Annotated in this window: 18 protein-coding genes; 10 read left to right on the top strand and 8 right to left on the bottom strand. The window is 58.8% G+C overall.

Annotation, left to right across the window (positions count from 1 at the left end):
- Positions 1 to 294: 294 nt before the first annotated feature.
- Together AB7M22_RS08065 and AB7M22_RS08070 are read right to left on the bottom strand one after the other, a co-directional pair.
- Positions 295 to 1,605, bottom strand: coding sequence for an ATP-binding protein (locus AB7M22_RS08065; RefSeq protein WP_454185847.1), 1,311 nt, complete (start codon positions 1,603 to 1,605; stop codon positions 295 to 297).
- Positions 1,602 to 2,342 (bottom strand): response regulator, encoded by a 741-nt coding sequence (locus tag AB7M22_RS08070; protein WP_008011892.1) that lies wholly within the window; start codon positions 2,340 to 2,342, stop codon positions 1,602 to 1,604. Before AB7M22_RS08070 ends, AB7M22_RS08065 begins: the two co-directional genes overlap by 4 nt.
- Positions 2,343 to 2,647: 305 nt before the next feature.
- On the opposite strand from AB7M22_RS08070, the gene AB7M22_RS08075 reads away from it, so the two are divergent.
- The 4 genes from AB7M22_RS08075 to AB7M22_RS08090 all read left to right on the top strand — a co-directional run bounded on the left by AB7M22_RS08075 (position 2,648) and on the right by AB7M22_RS08090 (position 5,576).
- Positions 2,648 to 2,911 (top strand): DUF2790 domain-containing protein, encoded by a 264-nt coding sequence (locus tag AB7M22_RS08075; protein WP_454185848.1) that lies wholly within the window; start codon positions 2,648 to 2,650, stop codon positions 2,909 to 2,911.
- Between the two features lie 142 nt (positions 2,912 to 3,053).
- On the top strand, positions 3,054 to 4,265 hold the full coding sequence (locus tag AB7M22_RS08080; RefSeq protein WP_454185849.1) for a cytochrome c biogenesis protein DipZ: 1,212 nt from the start codon (positions 3,054 to 3,056) through the stop codon (positions 4,263 to 4,265).
- Positions 4,266 to 4,453: 188 nt separating this feature from the next.
- Positions 4,454 to 4,726 carry a DUF4242 domain-containing protein gene (locus AB7M22_RS08085; RefSeq protein ID WP_007896003.1) on the top strand — a complete coding sequence of 91 codons (273 nt, stop codon included), beginning with the start codon at positions 4,454 to 4,456 and terminating at the stop codon, positions 4,724 to 4,726.
- A 37-nt stretch (positions 4,727 to 4,763) separates the two neighbouring features.
- On the top strand, positions 4,764 to 5,576 hold the full coding sequence (locus AB7M22_RS08090; RefSeq protein WP_454185850.1) for a class I SAM-dependent methyltransferase: 813 nt from the start codon (positions 4,764 to 4,766) through the stop codon (positions 5,574 to 5,576).
- A gap of 116 nt (positions 5,577 to 5,692) precedes the next feature.
- On the opposite strand, the gene AB7M22_RS08095 is transcribed toward AB7M22_RS08090, so the two are convergent.
- From AB7M22_RS08095 to AB7M22_RS08110, 4 genes are all read right to left on the bottom strand, one after another.
- Entirely contained in the window at positions 5,693 to 6,619 is a 927-nt protein-coding gene (locus AB7M22_RS08095) for a universal stress protein (protein ID WP_454185851.1), read from the bottom strand.
- Between the two features lie 316 nt (positions 6,620 to 6,935).
- Positions 6,936 to 7,322 (bottom strand): DUF488 domain-containing protein, encoded by a 387-nt coding sequence (locus AB7M22_RS08100; RefSeq protein WP_007896000.1) that lies wholly within the window; start codon positions 7,320 to 7,322, stop codon positions 6,936 to 6,938.
- An 11-nt stretch (positions 7,323 to 7,333) separates the two neighbouring features.
- On the bottom strand, positions 7,334 to 8,056 hold the full coding sequence (gene pcsA, locus AB7M22_RS08105) for a phosphatidylcholine synthase (RefSeq protein WP_007895999.1): 723 nt from the start codon (positions 8,054 to 8,056) through the stop codon (positions 7,334 to 7,336).
- Positions 8,057 to 8,269: 213 nt separating this feature from the next.
- Positions 8,270 to 8,641, bottom strand: coding sequence for a VOC family protein (locus AB7M22_RS08110; RefSeq protein WP_454185852.1), 372 nt, complete (start codon positions 8,639 to 8,641; stop codon positions 8,270 to 8,272).
- 244 nt (positions 8,642 to 8,885) lie between these two features.
- On the opposite strand from AB7M22_RS08110, the gene AB7M22_RS08115 reads away from it, so the two are divergent.
- Positions 8,886 to 9,203 (top strand): hypothetical protein, encoded by a 318-nt coding sequence (locus tag AB7M22_RS08115; RefSeq protein WP_454185853.1) that lies wholly within the window; start codon positions 8,886 to 8,888, stop codon positions 9,201 to 9,203.
- A 223-nt stretch (positions 9,204 to 9,426) separates the two neighbouring features.
- Here AB7M22_RS08115 and AB7M22_RS08120 read toward each other — a convergent pair whose 3' ends face one another.
- Entirely contained in the window at positions 9,427 to 9,837 is a 411-nt protein-coding gene (locus AB7M22_RS08120; protein ID WP_454185854.1) for a hypothetical protein, read from the bottom strand.
- 236 nt (positions 9,838 to 10,073) lie between these two features.
- Here AB7M22_RS08120 and AB7M22_RS08125 point away from each other — a divergent pair, with 236 nt between their 5' ends.
- Positions 10,074 to 10,796, top strand: coding sequence for a tellurite resistance TerB family protein (locus AB7M22_RS08125; RefSeq protein ID WP_454185855.1), 723 nt, complete (start codon positions 10,074 to 10,076; stop codon positions 10,794 to 10,796).
- Between the two features lie 8 nt (positions 10,797 to 10,804).
- Here AB7M22_RS08125 and AB7M22_RS08130 read toward each other — a convergent pair whose 3' ends face one another.
- Positions 10,805 to 11,257, bottom strand: coding sequence for a cupin domain-containing protein (locus AB7M22_RS08130; RefSeq protein ID WP_454185856.1), 453 nt, complete (start codon positions 11,255 to 11,257; stop codon positions 10,805 to 10,807).
- Between the two features lie 625 nt (positions 11,258 to 11,882).
- On the opposite strand from AB7M22_RS08130, the gene AB7M22_RS08135 reads away from it, so the two are divergent.
- The 4 genes from AB7M22_RS08135 to AB7M22_RS08150 all read left to right on the top strand — a co-directional run bounded on the left by AB7M22_RS08135 (position 11,883) and on the right by AB7M22_RS08150 (position 18,091).
- Complete coding sequence (locus AB7M22_RS08135; protein ID WP_454185857.1) at positions 11,883 to 12,932, top strand: hypothetical protein; 1,050 nt, start codon at positions 11,883 to 11,885, stop codon at positions 12,930 to 12,932.
- Positions 12,933 to 13,043: 111 nt separating this feature from the next.
- Positions 13,044 to 15,155 (top strand): iron-containing redox enzyme family protein, encoded by a 2,112-nt coding sequence (locus AB7M22_RS08140; protein WP_454185858.1) that lies wholly within the window; start codon positions 13,044 to 13,046, stop codon positions 15,153 to 15,155.
- Positions 15,152 to 16,993 (top strand): carbamoyltransferase family protein, encoded by a 1,842-nt coding sequence (locus AB7M22_RS08145; RefSeq protein ID WP_454185859.1) that lies wholly within the window; start codon positions 15,152 to 15,154, stop codon positions 16,991 to 16,993. The genes AB7M22_RS08140 and AB7M22_RS08145 overlap by 4 nt, the downstream gene beginning before the upstream one ends.
- A 141-nt stretch (positions 16,994 to 17,134) precedes the next feature.
- Positions 17,135 to 18,091 carry a TauD/TfdA family dioxygenase gene (locus AB7M22_RS08150; protein ID WP_454185860.1) on the top strand — a complete coding sequence of 319 codons (957 nt, stop codon included), beginning with the start codon at positions 17,135 to 17,137 and terminating at the stop codon, positions 18,089 to 18,091.
- Positions 18,092 to 18,137 lie beyond the last annotated feature (46 nt).

Here is an 18,137-nt window from a genome sequence, read left to right on the forward strand (position 1 = left end):
GTCCCCAAACACCCAATACCCCTGTGGGAGCGGGCTTGCCCGCGATGGCGGAGTGTCAGCCAACATCAATGTTGGATGTGCTGGCCTCATCGCGGGCAAGCCCGCTCCCACAATGGATTTGTGGTGTTGCCGGTTTGTGGTTGGCATAGCTGTCTGGCCAAACACAGGTCCCCAACCACCCAATACCCCTGTAGGAGCGAGGCTTGCCCGCGAAGACGGAGTGTCAGCCAACATCAATATTGGATGTGCTGGCCTCATCGCGGGCAAGCCCGCTCCCACAGGGTTTTGTGGCGGTTACTGGGTTGTCGGCAACCTGAGCTCCGCACACAACCCACCGCCCTCGCGATTGCTCAATTTCAATGACCCGCCAATCGCGATGGCCAACTGCTGGGCAATCGCCAAGCCCAAACCGGTCCCTCCCGTACTGCGATTGCGCGAATTCTCCACGCGGTAGAACGGCTCCATCACCTGGGCCAATTGCTCTTCGGCAATCCCCGGCCCACGGTCCATCACTTTCACCGACAAGCTGCCATCAGCCTGCTTTTCCACCCATAACTCTGCCGCGCCGGCGAATTTCAGCGCGTTGTCTATCAGGTTCACCAGCACCCGCCGCAAGGCATGCGGCCGGGTGTTGATCACGGCTGCGCTTTTGCCGTCGAGCCGGACGTCTTTGCCCATGTCCTGATAGTCGAACACCAGGCTGTCGAGGAACGAATCCAGATCGGTGCGACGACTCTCCTCGGTGGCCCCATGAATGCTGCGGGCATAGGCCACGCCTTCGCGCACCAGGTGTTCCATCTCGCCGAGGTCGTTCCACAGTTTGTCTTTCTCGCTGGAGTCATCCATGAACTCGGCGCGCAGTTTCATGCGGGTGATCGGAGTTTGCAGGTCGTGGGAAATCGCCGCCAACAGTTGCATGCGCTCCTTGAGATAAGCCGCAATGCGCGCCTGCATCGCATTGAAGGCTCTGGCGGCGTAGGCGACTTCGGTCGGGCCTTTTTCGTCCAGGTGCACGGCGTGGGTGTTGGGGTCGAGGGTTTCCACCGCTTGGGCGAGGCGGGTGAGCGGGCGGATGGCGATTCTCACGGCCAGCCAGGTGCAGGCGATCATCAATGTCAGTTGCCCCAGCAATACCGCCGGCAACCACGGTGACAATGGCACCATCGACGGCCGCACATCGATGGTGACAGGGCTGCCGTCCTTCAATTTCAGGTGGGCCTGGAAGTGTTTTTTCGGGCCGGGGATGTCGGTAAAGGTCAGCGGGTAATCATGGCCGATGGCGTCCTGAATCGAGATCGCTGCAATCGGCACATCGCTGGCTGCCATCGGCGTGCCCGGCGAGCCTTCATTCAACAGATAGCCATAGTTGGCACGTTCCAGACGCTGCAACCAGTTCGGGCGTTCGTCGGCGGGCAAACGGTCGAGGATGGCGAGGGAGGTCGAAACATCGGTTTCCAGATTGCCCAACATCGTATTTTTCGCACTTTCGTAACGCTCATAGTACTGAGCGCCAAAGGACAGCGCCTGGGCGAGAATCAGGCCGATCAGGAAAATCAGCGACAGCCGCGAGGCCAGTGTGCGGGGCCAATGCAGCGCAATATTCATGACGGCGCACCGAGCACTTCCACCGGCAGGGAAAACACATAGCCTTCACTGCGCACGGTCTTGATGTAGGCCGGTTCCCGGGCATCGTCCAGCAGACGCTGGCGCAAGCGGCTCACCAGCAAGTCGATGGAGCGGTCGAACAGATCGGCATCGCGGCCCTGGGTCAGGTTGAGCAACTGGTCGCGATTGAGCACCCGCTGAGGATGATCGAGGAACACCCGCAGCAAACGATATTCCGCGCCGCTGAGGGCGACCATGGTGCCGTCCTGATCCAGCAGATGCCGGGCCGAGGTGTCCAGGCGCCAGCGACCGAACGCCAGCAGACGACCGCTTTCGGTGATCACCAGGTTCGGCGGCAGCATCCGCGTGCGTCGTAGCACGGCGTTGATGCGGGCGAGCAATTCACGGGCGGCGAACGGTTTGACCAGGTAATCGTCGGCGCCCATTTCCAGGCCGATGATGCGGTCGGTTTCATCGTTGCGAGCGGTGAGCATCAGCACCGGCGTGGCCTTGTGTTTGCCCGCGCGCAACTCGCGGCAGAGGACCAGGCCATCGTCGCCCGGCATCATGATGTCGAGCACGATCAAGTCCACCGGCGTGGACTCCAGAAACGAACGCATCTGCCGTCCATCCGCGACCACGGTGGTGCGCAGGCCGTTCTTCTTCAGGTAGTTGCCTACCAGTTCCCGGATCTCGCGGTCATCGTCCACGATGAGAATGTGATCGACGTGTTCCATGGTGACCAAGCCTCTTGAATGGGAGTTGTCGCGCAGTCTATCGAGCCTTGGCCCGCTCGCCTGCCGCCGTTTGTATTGCAGTGTATCTGGCGTATCAGCAGATACACGGGGACGCAAAAACAGCCGATTTCAGGGGTTTTGTATCGCTGTGTATCTCCAGCCTGCGCTGATACACAGCGATTTACCCGCGTCTGTTCTCGACACAGACGGGATACCTCGCGGGTTTCAAATAGGTTCCATCGAGGCAAACCCAACCGCCTCGGCTCAATCAACGATTGACCTATTGAAGCCCTGAGGAAACCACCATGAATACCAAAGCCGTCTACGCCGCCTGCCTGTTTGCCGCCCTGAACATCTGCACCTTGTCGGCCCGGGCCGAAGCCGATGTCACCGCTCAAACCTACACCTACGGCACACACCTGGACATCCAGAAAGTGCTCTCGATGAAACAGGACGCCACCCCTACCTGCGGGATTGTGAATGCGCGGATGACCTACCTGGATTCCCAAGGCAAAACCCAGGTCCTGGATTACAGCAAATTCGCTGACGGCTGCAACGAAAACAACTGAGGTCTGTAGAACCTCCACCGTTCTCATGTGGGAGCGAGCCTGCTCGCGATGACGGCAGCACATTCAATATCCATGTGACTGCCAGACCGCTATCGCGAGCAGGCTCGCTCCCACATGGACTCGTATTTTCAAGGTGATCCCCATGTTCCTCATCGCATTCCTGGGCGGTATTTTGACCGTCCTCAGCCCCTGCATCCTCCCGGTCGTGCCGTTTCTGTTTGCCGGGGTTAAACGCACGCGTTCTTCGATCCTGCTCACCCTCGGCGGCATGGCCTTGACCTTCGCCCTGATCTCCAGCCTGGCTGTGGTCAGCAGCGATTGGGTGGTGCAAGCCAACAACACCGGTCGCCATGTGGCGTTGATCGTGATGGTGCTGTTTGCCCTGTCGCTGATCTCCGCCCGCATCGGTGGCTGGCTGGCGCGCCCGTTCGTGCTGCTGGGCAATCGCCTTGATCCCAACACTCGCAAAATGTCTGGCCCGTTAGGCTCGGTGATGATCGGCGTCGCCACCGGTCTGCTCTGGGCGCCGTGTGCCGGGCCGATCCTCGGGGTGATCCTCACCGGCGCGATGCTGCAAGATGCGAACGCTCAGACCAGTCTTTTGCTGGTGGCTTACGGCCTGGGCAGCGCGTTGTCCCTGGGCATTTTGATCTTCGCCGGTCGCGGCCTGGTCAATCGCTTGAAACCGTCGATTCCGCTCACTGGCTGGCTGCGTCGCGGCACGGGGGCGGCGGTGTTGGTTGCTGCAGCAGTCATCTCCACGGGTGCCGACAACAAATTGCTCGCCAGCACCTCATCCGAAGGCGTCACCACGGTTGAACAACGCGTGCTGGAAACCGTACCGAAAGTGGTCGATTACTTCATCAGCAAGGTCAAGGCCGACTCGACCATGGACACGGCCAAAGGCGCGATGCCGTCACTCTCTGGCGCGGTCGAATGGCTCAACTCGCCAGCGCTGAGCAACGATTCCCTGCGCGGCAAAGTGGTGCTGGTGGACTTCTGGACGTACGACTGCATCAACTGCCAGCACACCTTGCCCTACGTGAAGGACTGGGCGAAGAAATACGAGAAGGACGGCCTGGTGGTGATCGGCGTGCACACCCCGGAATACGGCTACGAGCGCATCATCGACAACGTCCGCGACCAGGTGAAAAAACTCGGCATCACCTACCCGGTGGCGATCGACAACAACTACGCGATCTGGCGCGCCTTCGACAACCAGTACTGGCCCGCTCATTACCTGATCGACGCCAAGGGGCAGGTGCGTTACACCCACTTTGGCGAAGGACGGTACGAGACTCAGGAACAGATGATTCGGCAATTGCTGGAAGAGGCCAAGACGCCCGCCGCATAAGCCGTTTTCGGCGACGCAAGCCAATCTGTTAATGCGGCGTTACAGATAGGTGACCATGCATCGGAGAATGTCATATTTCGTGAATTCTCCGGACGATCGGCAGGACGCCGGCGTATCCGGGAGCGATAGTTTGTGGACGACGGGATCATTGCCGACCCTGTCATCACCCACAAAAAAAGGAACTTGCCATGCCTAAATACATTATTGAACGCGAGCTTCCGGGTGCCGGCGGACTGCCGCAACAGGAGCTTAAAGCGATCTCGCAAAAATCCTGCGATGTGTTACGTGAGATGGGGCCGGAGGTGCAGTGGCTGGAGAGTTACATCACTGGCGACAAGATTTACTGCGTGTACATCGCGCCGAATGAGGGACTCATCAGGGAGCACGCCCAAAAGGGTGAATTTCCCATCACCAGCGTTTCCCGGGTCATGAACATCATCGATCCCACCACGGCGGAGTGAGCCGGGACGCGTTCCAACCCGCAACGGAGCAGACTCCATGAGTACCCCCATTGACCTCACTGCCCTGAAAAACCGTCAAATGGCCTCGTGGGCCAGCGGCGACTACGCCGTGATCGGTACCACCTTACAAATCGTCGGCGAACAACTGGCCGAAGCCTGCGACTTGCTCTGTGATGAGCGCGTGCTGGACGTCGCCGCCGGCAACGGTAATGCAACGCTCGCCGCCGCGCGCCGGGGCTGCAAGGTCACGTCCACTGACTATGTGGCCAAGTTGCTTGAACGCGGCGAAGACCGCGCACGGGCGGAACACCTGGACGTGACCTTTCAGGTGGCCGATGCCGAGGACTTGCCGTTCGAGGACGCCAGTTTCGATGCCGTGCTTTCGACCTTTGGTGTGATGTTTACGCCGGATCAAGCCAAGGCCGCCGCGGAACTGGCGCGGGTGTGCCGTCCTGGCGGGCGGATCGGCCTTGCCAACTGGACGCCTGAAGGCTACGTCGGCCAGATGTTCAAGACCCTGGGCCGCCACATGCCGCCACCGCCAGGCGCGCAATCCCCTTCGAACTGGGGCACCGAAGCCTGGTTGAGCTCGCACTTCGACCAGCGCGACTTCCAGCTCCAGGTGACACGGCGGTTGTTCAATTTCCGCTATCGCTCGGCCGCGCACTTTATCGACACCTTCCGTACCTGGTATGGCCCGGTTCACAAGGCCTTTGCGACCCTGCCACCCGAAGAGGGCACGGCCCTGGAAAACGACCTGACCGAACTGCTGAATCGCCTGAACCGAGCGGGGGAACGGTCTCTGGTGGTGCCCAGTGAATACCTGGAGGTGGTGATTACACGGCGTTGAACCTTTGAGGAGGGCAATGTAGGAGCTGCCGAAGGCTGCGATCTTTTGATTTTGGTCTTGAAGATCAAAAGATCGCAGCCTGCGGCAGCTCCTACAGGGGACCGCGTGCGGCGCAATTACTCATCCAGCCGCTCGGTGTAGACCACCCATACACTGCACGGCATTTTGTACAGCAGATGCTCCACCGTGCTGCCGATCAACCGGCCCATGCCGCGATGGCCGACCCGGCCCATGACAATCACGTCGACGTCATAAGTATCGGCATAGCGGGTCAGCACTTTGGTCGGGCTGCCCATGATCATGTGCCGTTGCTCCGGCGCGATGCCGTTGCGCGCGGCCAATTCGTTGAAGGCATCCTCCTGGAAGTCGAACAGGGTCTTGGCCTTGTCCGAAGCAAAAAACGCCGAACCGTTCTCGAAGCTGAACTCGTCCGAGCTGATGGACGAAAGGTCATAGGCGTAGACCACGTCGAGCTCGGCATCGCAGGCGCTCGCCAGTTTTGACGCTTCGTGCAGAATCCGGTCATTGAAGCTTTTGTAGTGATCATCACGATGGAACGGATCGACCGCGGCGACAATCTTGCGCGGCAACGCATGAATGGCATGGCTGACGAAGTGCAGCGGCACCGGGCATTCGCGCAGTAAATGCACGTCGAGAGGGGTAAACACCAGCCGCGACAGCCGTGATTGATGCTCCAGCGCCTTGATCAGCACATCCATCGGCTGCTCTTTGAGGTGAGTCAGGATTTCTTCCAGCGGATTTTCGACCCAAGTCACCTCCGTGGTGACGTGCACACCGATCTTGCGCAGGGGGCGGGCCTGTTCCTCAAGCCACTGGCGGTGGCGCTCGACATAGCCCAGACGCATCTGCTCCAAGGCCTTTTCGTTGACCAAGCCGGCGGTCGCCAGACCTTCTAGATAATCGAAGGCCACGATGTGCAAGGCCGCATCCTCAGCCTTGGCCAGCGCCGCGGCACGGTCGAAGGCGGGGCTGTGTTCCATCAGGGGCGAAGCGACCAGCATGAAACGAGCTTGACCAGACATGACAAACCTCCCGTGGGTAAACGAGCAGATGACGGTCCCCCAGGGCTGCGATGGGGAAGCGCCTGTGCGCCCGACGTGTGGTCATTCGATAGCCATTCAATCCTCTAAGTATTGACCATGATCAACCTCTCGTCCGCAAGGCAGCTGCGGGCTGAAGTTCGTGCTGCATTCAAGTGCAGAGGTGTCACACCGAAGATCAATTGTGGGAGCGAGCCTGCTCGCGATGGCGGTGTGTCAGGCAACATTGATGCTGAATGGGCTGGCCTCTTCGCGGGCAAGCCTCGCTCCTACAGGGGATTTGTGGTGTTTTCTTTATCTAGACAACCTTCGCGCCCCGTGCCTCCAGCAATTCCCGTAACACGGAGCGGTGGCAGTGTGCCTCGTCTTCGCAGTAACAGCCCACGGCCAGAGACGTTTGATGGGAGAGGGCGGCCAGCAAGTCGAGCAGCTGACTGGGTGCGGGATGGTTCATCTCGGCCTTGAACTTGCGCTTGAAAGCGTCCCAGGCTTTGGCATCTTCAGCTGCTTTGGCTTCAGCCACCAACTCGGGGCTGGGGGACAGCAGCGGCTGCCACACGTCGTAAAAATCCCGGCTGGCAAATTCGGCCTTCGGTACACCGCGGGGCGGGCGGCGCACCGTGCCCAGGCGCAGGCCTTCATTCGCGGTGCGGGGTGAGCCGAGTTGCACGATGTGGATCGGCATGATCGCAGTGCCTATTTGAGCCGCGAGCCGTCGAACCACTCAAGCGCCGTGCGCCAGAAGCAGATCCCCAGGAAGTACGCCGACATCAGCAGCCACAAGCCCATCACCAGCGGATTGATGACCGGGTGGTTGACCACCAGCGACAAGCTGCACAGCAGCCAGATGGCCGTTACGGCAATGTTGATCGGCATGAACCGGCGCACGCGGAACGGGTGCAGGAATTTCATTCGGGTCACGGTCAGCAGCGCCAGGCCAATGACGGTGAGCAAGGTGATCCATGGCGATGGGTCGATGATGTACAGGCACAACGCGACCACGTTCCACGCGGCGGGGAAGCCCTGGAAGTAGTTGTCTTTGCTCTTCATGTTGACGTTACAGAAGCAAAACAGCGACGACACCAGAATCAGCGACACGGTCAGCAGCAGGGTGTAGTCCGGCAACGGGATGTAACGGTAGATGAACAGTGCCGGGATAAACACGTAGGTCAAGTAGTCGATCACCAGATCGAGGATCGAACCGTCGAAACTCGGTAGCACCGACTGCACATTGACCTTGCGCGCCAGCGCGCCGTCCAGCCCGTCGACGATCAGCGCCACGCCCAGCCACAGCAGGCAATTGGTGGGCTGGTTCTCCAACAAGGCGAGGGTCGCGAGGAAGGCTGTGACCACGCCAGTGGCGGTAAAACCATGGGCGCCCCATGCTTTGAGCCTGGCAATGTGTACAGTGGATATCACGGGGGCGTTCTCCAGAAAGTGAAGCAAGCCAGTTATCACCCTCTTGTTGAGGGCGTCGGCAAACCGGGTCGGGTTGCAGGTATCGACCGGATTTTCGGGAATAAGGTTCACCACCTATGAATCTTAGCCGTCGGGCAAAAAAATACCCCGGAAATATCCGGGGCAAGAATTAAAGCACTGTACGCCTGTGCCCGGCCGATGCCGGGACGGACGTCAGCTCAGCGAGGGGTGGAACACGCGCAGCCGATGGTTATCCGGGTCAAGCGCGACGAAGGTGCGACCGAAGTCGAGTTCTGTCGGCGGTTGGGCCATGGTCAGCCCGAGCGCGCTCCAATCGGCAAACAGTGCATCGACCTGCTCGGCGGATTCCACCGGGAACGCCAGCTCGGTCCCGCCGCCCGTCGCTTGCGCTGCCGGTTCGGCGGTATGCCGTGACCAGAGCCCCAGTTTGTAGCCGCCCTCCAGGACAAATAGCGCGAAGGTTGGCGACTCTTCCACGGGCTTGCGCTCCAGCAGAAACTCATAGAACCGCGCACTGACGGCGGGGTTTTCCACGAAAAGCAAAATATAACGGGGAGTGATCATAGGGCTGCTCCATTCAAGGTGGGCGCAGCATAAAAGGAGGCGGTGTCAGTTTCTGTCAGGAGTGTGAATAGGCAGGCCATCAGAGATCATCGTGTTCGGCGGGCCTTGGCTGGACCGAACTCGCCTGATCCTCAGGCACACCCATAGGTGCACAAGCCAACCATAAGGCGCAGTGTGACGTACTCAAGCTTAAGCGGATCGTGCAGATACTACAGAAGTAGACATCTTCTGTAGGGGAATTGGCGTGGCACGTTATTTTAAGAATCCAGAAAGTAATGAGACAGAGGAAGTCGGTGCATTCCAGGTTTTAGCGATCTTTTTCCTTGGCCCTATCTATCTATTTTTTGCGCAACTCTGGCCCCATCTATTGATCTGGGTAATTGCAATTGGCTTGGGGGTCATGGCGGGCCCACCGTGGATGGGTATACCCGTCGTGTGCTTGCCCATTGGATATTGCTTTTTTATCCGGAAAATCGTCGCCGATGTCTATTTGAAGAAGGGCTGGAAAGAAGTACCGGATCCGAGCATTGCAGCCAGACAACCGACGTCAGAATCCAAATAGACTTGCCCGGAGGCGTTTCCTGCGCTTAGACGCACCCTGTCTAGTCCTGAAATAGGTTTACACCTGTTTCACCCTAACGCCCGATGCACCGCATCGGGCGTTTTGTATTTCAAAGACTGGTGCGGCTCATCGTGTTCGTCCTTTGAGTGGATGTTTTGATGAGCGATCCGTGCTCATCTTAGGCCCAGTCCAGTGGGCTTTGTTGTTTCAGGGCCCCCAATGCTTAACCGCGAATGCGGCGCTCAGTGAAGTCATAGTCTTCCTGGCAATCGCCGGAAGGGTCTGACGCCACATTTACGTAATGCACCGTGTCGGCATCGATCAACTTATAGGTGTAGACATCTGGCAAACGCACTCCATCGGTTCTCAATTCGTTCTTGCCATTGGCAGCAGACCAGGTGCCATGTTCAGTTTGAATCGGCTGGGTCTGCTGGGCATCCCGGAAAAAGGTGATGGTGAAGCTACCGTCGGATTTGAAGTTGTTGTTCCAGGACAGGAACTGGCATTTGCCGTTATCTGCCCGCAGGCCTTTCCATGAACCAATCAAGGATGGATCGTTGGTCGGCTTGTTGGCGGCGCAGCCTCCTAGAGTTGCAGCCAGGACGATAAGGGCCAGGGAGAAATTCCGTTGCACGTAGTGCTTCCTTCTTCAAATGAATTCAGTGCGTTGCGAACGCCCAGCGTTGACCCGAATTGTAACGGCTTCCGGCCAGGAATAGCTCACAGGGTGAGCTACCCCCTGGCTCAAATTTGAGCGATAGCGTTCATGGGGGATCCCGCGGCTGCACCGGTGAGTACTTATATGGCGCAGGTGTCCGGCGAGGGCTATCGTTGCCTGACTGAGTCTCTGCCATTGATGAGGACGTCGTCATGAACACCAGCGATCTGCTCGAACAATTACTGCGGGCCGGCCAGGGCTCGCAGTCGCAACAAAGTGGCGGTGCGGCGTCAGCTCAAGGAGGTTTGGGCGATCTTGGCGGGTTGCTGGGTGGTCTGTTAGGGCGTGGCGGGGGCGCCGGTGCGGGCGCCGGAGGCTTGGGTGGTTTGCTCGGTGGTCTGCTGGGCGGCGGATCACCCATGGGCGGTTCGACGCAAACGCGCTCGGGCGGCACCAACTACGCGGCATTGGCTTCTTTGGGGATGATGGCGTTCCAGGCATATCAGGCTTGGCAACGCAGCCAGGCCTCGGCACCGCAACAGGCACCGCGCACCGTTGACCTGTTGTCTGGCCCGGAAATCGAAGACCACAGCCACGCCATCCTTCGTGCCTTGATCGCCGCCGCCAAGGCCGATGGCCGCATCGATGATGCCGAGAAACAAATGATCAGCACCGAAATCGGCCGACACACCGACGACCCGCAACTGCAGCAATGGCTCGATGACGAAGTCGCCCGACCGCTGGATGCCGCCGATGTGGCGCAGTCGGCCCAAGACCCGGGCATGGCCGCCGAGATGTACCTGGCCAGCGTGATGTTGGTGGACGATCAGCAGGACGCCGAGCGCAACTATCTGGACGAACTGGCTGCGGCGTTGAAGATCGATCCAGAGTTGCAGCTGCACCTGGAGCAACAGGCCAAGGGTGGTGCTGCCTGAACGTTCCCCTACGCGTGTCCTGGTGATTTCGGCAGCAGAAACGTAACGCCGAAGCCTTCAGATATCTTCAGTATCCGAGGCAGGTCTTCGGGCACTTTGAGCTGATCCAGCGCTGCAAAGAGCTGACCTCCTCGTGGGTCGGAAACCACGCCAATGATTTTCGCGGTGGGGCTGATGTTCTTGTAGGCATGGATCGACCCGGCGGGGATGTGCACGTAGCCGCCGGTCGAGAGGGTGGTGGATTGACCCGCGACGGTCACTTCAACCTGTCCATCGATGACATAGAACGCTTCGTCCCAAGGGTGAAAGTGCAGCGGTGGCCCGCCACCTTGCACACCTTCCTGGATGTGCATTTCAAAGGGTTTGGTCAGATCGCCGCCAGCAAGAATAGTGATCGTCTCTCCAACAACTTTGACCGGAGCGGGCGTTCTCCCGGCTTCGATGACGTGAACCGTGCGCATGATGGCTCTCCGAGGCATGAGTCCCCCTCCGCTGAGTATATTCACTGCGCCGCCAGTAAGTGCCGCAACACCGGTCCGTCTGTCCGGGCAATTTCAATGTCAATATTAGTGCTGTCATTTAATTGGCATGAGTGACCGGGCATTCACGGGGTTTGTTGATTTGCTCGCCCTTTCATGAATGTTTTTTCCCATGGAAGAAATGCAGGTACTTTCATTTGACATTCTGGATCCAATGTCTAGACTCGATCGCATGACTCCTCCCTGAGGGGCTGAAAAGTATAAAAGGTAAAGGGACGATACAATGCATGGAAGCTCTCCGCGTCACCGTATTGCAGTATGCAATACCTTCATATTTCACCTCGCAACAGCCATCACTGAATTTCCCGCCCCGTCGCATCGCGATGTGAATTTTATCGCTCGCATACGATTTTAGTTAGTTTCGATCTTCATACATGTAATGGTTTTGGTTAGTAATAGCCAAAACTTATCGTGTATGGCTTGCCATGGGTCGATATTGGCAAATTCGCACTTTCGATAAGAATTCGAAAGGGGTGGAGTCGTTCGCCTCGAAAAAATTCGGCTGATCAAATGGAATTCTGATTCTCGCTAAAGGAGTGGCTTGGCCATGTTTAAAAGACGCAAGCGTATCGCGCTGGATGATCCCAGTCTGGAACGTGTGAAGTTGACACCTCAGATGCTCACCTACGATCAATTCGCCAGTCGCAGTCGTTCCCAATACCTGCCTTATGTGATGGGTTTCAATGCCGCCGACTACCGTTCGGAATCGATCAATACCGATCGGCTCGGATTTCGCCTGGCCCATGATGCACAAGGCCGGCCGATCAGTGTCGGCACCCTCGAGGGCAGCGCGCTGTCAGAGGTGAATTTGCTGGTCGGGGCCTCGTCAGCCTTGGGTTACGGGGCTTCCAGCGATGCTGCCTCGGTAGCGAGCCGCCTGTCCACGTATGATCCAGACGATACGCCATGGCTGAATTTTGCGGGTCATACCTTCAATGCGACCCAGGAATTGATGCTGTTCGTGCTGCATGCCCATCGACTGCCCAAAGTGCGACGCATCGTGATCATGGGCGGCTTCAACACTCTGGTCATGGCGCGTCTTCCTGAGTTCATTCGAGGTGATCTGCCGCCGTTCTACTTCTGCGGTGACTACTACGAAAAGTTTGATGAAATTGCTGAGGAGAATGGCGCAGAACTGCCGCCTGGCAAACTTCCAAAGTGGCCAGCCGAAACGACCGAGGTTCCGCCGATTTCGCAAACTCTGGTGCGCGCTCTAAAAGACACTATGAGTTGTCTGACTACTTGGAAGCAGCTCGCGGATTCGTTGGGTGCGGAACTTACATTCGTTCTCCAGCCTTTGGCGACTTGGACAAGAGCGCCGTGCGCCGAAGAGCAGAAATTGTTCGACGAACTTGATCGGATTTCCCGGTTTGGTACTTGGCAGCATTTGTATGGCGACATATCCGCGCCGGCTGTCGCGGAGTATTACGCTGATAGTTTGGCCAACAGCTGTCATGACTTGGGTATTCGATTTGCCAGTCTAATCGATGATTTCAGAGAACGTCCGGCCGATGAATGGTTATACGTTGATCGTGCGCACTTTACCGACCTTGGCAGTGATGTCGTAGCACACGCCATTCATCGATACCTGCAATGAAAGTTTAGGAGGCTCTATGTTCCAGCGAATTCGCAAGGCACTTGGTTCTTTGTTCAAGAAAAAGAAAAAAGCCAAGAAGAAAAACAATTCCTCCATCTATCCAATGCACTGATGAAGACTAATAGGCAAATCTTTTCCAGTTTCCTCGGGGCAGAGACCGGGGGAGAGGCCAGGCGCATGTTCACGCCGGTCACCCTGGGCGCTTGCCTGGGTGCGGTGCATGGCACGGAGCTGGCAGACGTCGACTTCACCAGCGCGCCGGCCTTGGCAGGGCTGGCGAGCGTTGCATGCGAACGGCTTGGGCCATTGCGTGACGGATTCCGACGGTTGGCACAGGCAGTCGAGACGAACGAAGCGGATGCCCAGGCGCTGGGCGCCAAGGCGGCGCTGGAGTCGGCTCCCTTTCTGATCGGCAGCCAGCACCTGATTCATGGGCTGTGTGGCAGTTGGAATAATGAAGCGCGCCATGCCATGGCCGCACTGAGTATCCATGCGGCGGATGTGGGTGCCGGTCAACCGGGGGCCAGTCGTATCCAGCGCTACCAGGAATTGCTGCGTCAGCATGCGCTGGCGGATGCTGGCGAAGATCTCCTGCGAGCGGTGGCCGACCCAAGGATCTCGGACGGGGCCTTCAACGTTGCCTCGACCCTGGTCGTACTGGGGCATTTCCCGGAGTCGCTGACGGCCCAGATCCTGGGGGTCAACCTTTACCTGCGCCATTGCGGGCTGCTGCCCGCGTTCGAGTTCATCGCCCGTAATGAGCCGTCCGCACGCCAGTTTCTCGATCTGCGTCGCGACCCCGCCGGTAGTACCGATGATCTCGCCGTGCTCGCTGAAGTGGCCGTCCGGGAATTTCTCGTGCACATGGGAGCGGCCGGAAACGATGGGGTGCGCCAAGGCTATCTGTGGGCGCGCCGGCAGGTCGAGGAGATGAACGAAGCGCTGCTCAATGTGCTTGAGCGCTGGCTCGATCCGAGAGAGGCGGCATGCCACCTGATCAGCCGACGTCGGCTGGATGCTTGCCAATACCATGACAAGACACGGCTGAATAAGGTGCCGATGAAGCCCTTGCTCGCGGTCGACGACTCCTTGACGTTCCTCGACCATCTTGCCGCCAGCGCCTACGTGCGGGCGGGCAAGCCGGAATCGAGTCCACTGCTCACCAACCTGATTTCACCGCGGGGCAAGATGTTCCGGATCTTCAGTCGCGACGATATCGCCATTCTTCACCGCTGGATCTCCAGCTTGCCTTACTCCGATGCGCCCATGCAGCCCCCGGCTTTCCAGGCATGGAAAGACGACGGCCGACTCGCCGGGAGTCTTCGCGAGAATGCTGAAACCCAAGCGTTGGTCGCCAGATTCAGTCCGCGAGAGGCTTACCCGCGCCTGTTGCGTATGGAGCTCACGCCGTCAGAGGAATCCTTTGCCGGTCACTACGTGAAGAGCTGGCTGGCCAGGGCCGCCCATGGCGTCGCCAAGGGGCATTGCTCGTTGCCAGAGCATTGGGCGCCCGGTGTCCTGCAGCAGTGGTTGCAGGGCCAGCATGAAGCGTCCAACCAGGCACTGGAACAGAACGAAGAGTTGCCGTCTCGCGATGAGGTGGTCGCCGATATCCTGTCCTTGGCGCCGCTGACAATGATCGACGGGGCTTGGCTGGCCGGGTTCGCCCATCCGGCGGTAGCCTCCACGGCGTACGGCAGCCGACTGTTTGAAACGCTTTACGATGAGTTGGGCAACGGAATCGAGGCGCAGAACCATCCCGTCATCTACCGCCATCTGCTCAAGGCAGTACATGGCGAGTTGCCGGCCACCGCCGACCCCGGATACGCCAACGCAGCTTGCTTCAACGACGAGGACTTCGAGCTGCCCGTGTTCTGGTTGTCCATCGGACGATATCCCCAAACCTACTGCCCGGAGATTCTCGGGTTGAACCTGGCGATGGAGCTATCCGGTGTAGGCGGCGGTTATCGGCGTACCCACAAGGCGTTGGTCGCCTACGGCTATCCGACGATGTTCGTCGATCTGCACAACTCCATCGACAACATCTCTACCGGGCATACCGCATGGGCTGCCGCGAGTCTGGATACCTACCTTTGCGCATTTTCTAGAAGTGACCGTGATGAACTTTGGGCGCGCGTGCGTAATGGATTCGTCGCGCTCAATCCACCCAGGGAGCAAACAATGCTGGATAAGTTTCGCGAAAAAGTGAGGTCGCTGCTATGACGATAACGCTTGGCATCTCTGCCTTTTATCATGACAGCGCGGCCACTCTGGTTGTGGACGGCAAGATCGTCGCCGCCGCCCAGGAAGAGCGTTTCAGTCGGATCCGACATGACCCGGGTTTTCCATGCAGGGCCATTGAGTACGTGCTGAAGTACGCAGGTATAAACCTGGCCGATGTCGACCATGTCGCCTATTACGAAGACCCGGCGCTCAAGTTCCGTCGGGTGCTCTCGACGGCAGCCGTGGCCGGGTTTTCGGCAGCGCGCACCTATGCACCGGTGCTTGGCGAATGGCTATCGAAAAAGCGCCGGATGGACCGTGAGGTCGTGCGTCATCTCGCAGCGATGGGAGACCGGGACGGTCGCCGAATCGAAGTGCATGGCCACCACGAGTCCCACGCTGCATCGGCGTTTTTCCCCAGTCCGTTCGAGAGCGCTGCGATCCTGTGTATCGACAGTGTCGGCGAATGGGCCACGACCACGCTCTGGCACGGTAAGCCAGACGGCATCAAGCTGGTCGCGGAGTTGTCCTTCCCCCATTCGCTGGGCCTGCTCTACTCGGCCTTCACCTATTTCTGCGGCTTCAAGGTGGACTCCGGCGAATACAAACTCATGGGACTTGCGCCTTATGGCAAGCCTCACTACGTCGACACGATCCTCTCGCATCTGATCGATGTGAAGCCCGATGGCAGCTTCAGGCTTGACTGGACCAAGTTCGAGTTCATCAAGGGCCAGGTAATGACGGGCGATGCCTTTGAGCAGCTATTCGGTGGCCCCCGGCGCTTGCCCGAGGCACCACTTACCGATCGCGAGTTCGATTTGGCGGCATCGGTGCAGAAAGTCACGGAGATAGTCGTTTCGCGCTTGGCCAAGACCGCCCGTGAGCTCACTGGCGAGACAGCGCTATGCATGGCCGGGGGCGTTGCCCTTAACTGCGTAGCCAACGGAGTGATCTCACGTGAGCGGACTTTCGACCGGCTGTGGGTGCAACCGGCGGCAGGCGATGCGGGTGGCTCGCTGGGCGCCGCGCTGCTGACCGACCGCAAATATCGCTGGGTAACAACCCGCGAACTACCGGCTGGCGTTCGTGATGGCATGAGCGGGGCATTGCTCGGGCCGGAGTACAGTGAGGAGCAGATCAGGGACGAACTGGAAGCCTGCGGCGCTGTTTTTCACAGGCTTTCGCAGGAAGAGCTCGACCAGCGGGTGAGCACCAGCATAGAGGCCGGCGGGGTCATCGGCTGGTTCCAGGGGCGAATGGAGTTCGGTCCACGATCACTTGGCAGCCGTTCGATCCTGGGTGATCCGCGTCGCTCGGACACCCAGTCAAACATGAACTTGCGCATCAAGTTTCGCGAGTCCTTCCGACCCTTCGCTCCCGTGGTGCTTGAGGAGAAAGCGGCAGACTACTTCGACATCGTCGAGGAAAGCCCCTACATGCTGGTGGTCTCGCCCATTGCAAAGCACATTCGCAAGGCAATCGCGCAGGAGAATGCGCGGCTTACCGGCATCGACTTGCTCAAGTTGGTGCGTAGCGATCTGCCGGCAATCACCCACGTGGATTTCTCGGCAAGGGTGCAGACCGTGGACCGGGAGCGCAACCCGCGGTTCCGGGCGCTGCTTGAACACTTCTACCAGCGTTCAGGGTGTCCTGTACTGGTCAACACCTCGTTCAACGTGCGCGGTGAGCCCATTGTGAACACGCCGTTCGAAGCTTATCGCTGCTTCATGCGTACCAACATGGATGTGTTGGCGATTGGCGATTTCTACCTCGATAAATCGGAGCAGCCTCAGTTTGAGGAAGCGGTCGACTGGCGCGAGACAGTACCGCTGGATTAACTATTTCATACACTAGGGAAGGTGCACTATGGATTATGTTCTGCTCTACCTGATCCTGCCGCTGGGGATATTCATCCGGCGGACCAAAGCGTTTGCCCATCGGCCGGACCCCACGGTCACCTCATACCTGAACCGCAAATCATGAGCGTCATGGCCTTGGATGTTCAGGAGGCGTCGTTGGTCCAGGAGATGATCGTCAATGATCCCGACCTGACCGGGCTGAAGGACTGTCGCGTGAGGTTGGCCGAAACGCCGCACTGCGCTGACAGTGTGGGAGCCGTCGGCGGGGACTGGCTCGGCAAAGTGTTGGGCCGGGATATCGTCGAGGCGATTCGCGCATTTCCTGCCAGCCCGCACAAAGCGTTGCTCATCAGAGGCATTTCGCTCTCTACGGACGTCGCGACGCCGCGCAATGGCTTCCTGCCCAATGCCGAGTGCGTGCTTGATTTTGATCTGCTGCACTTTGGCATGTTGCGGTTGCTGGATGTCAGGCCGCATGCCGTCGAGTATGAAAACTTCGGCAAGCTGGTCAGAAACGTCGTTCCGGTTCCAGAGGCCGCGGGGACCACGAGCTCTTGGGGCGCGGATGTGGAGTTTTTCTGGCACACCGACAACCCCAACTGGCCCTTCGCCGATCAAAGCCGAAATGTCGCGACCTCCGTGCCGAACTTCCTGGCCTTTACCGCCGTGCGCAACTTTGAAGGCGCCTCCACCGACATTGTTTGTGTGGATCATGTCCTTTCACAGCTGCCCACCTGGGCGATCGCCCAGTTGCAGAAGGCTGCCTACACCTTTGGTGCCCCGGCCTCCAACGAGGGCTTCGATGGCCAGCCGAGGGTGCTGCCGGTGCTGGAGCAGGACGATGGCGGTTATCGCCTGCGCTTTGACGACGGCATCGTGGCCGCGCTCGACCTGGACAGCGAAAAGGCGCTTGCGCTGCTGCGCCAGTGCCTGCGTGATGCCCAGGGTATAGAGGTGGTGCTGCAACCAGGCGACTTCTTCATTTTCAAAAATGCCCGCGTGCTGCATCGACGCAAGGCGTTCCAGCCTTTGCTCAACGGCAAGGCGCGCTGGCTGCGCAGGGTGTACGGCAGTTGAGCCTTTTCTTCAAAAACCATCACACAAGAACCATCCCAATAGACAT

Source organism: Pseudomonas sp. ADAK2 TE3594 (genome assembly GCF_053628675.1).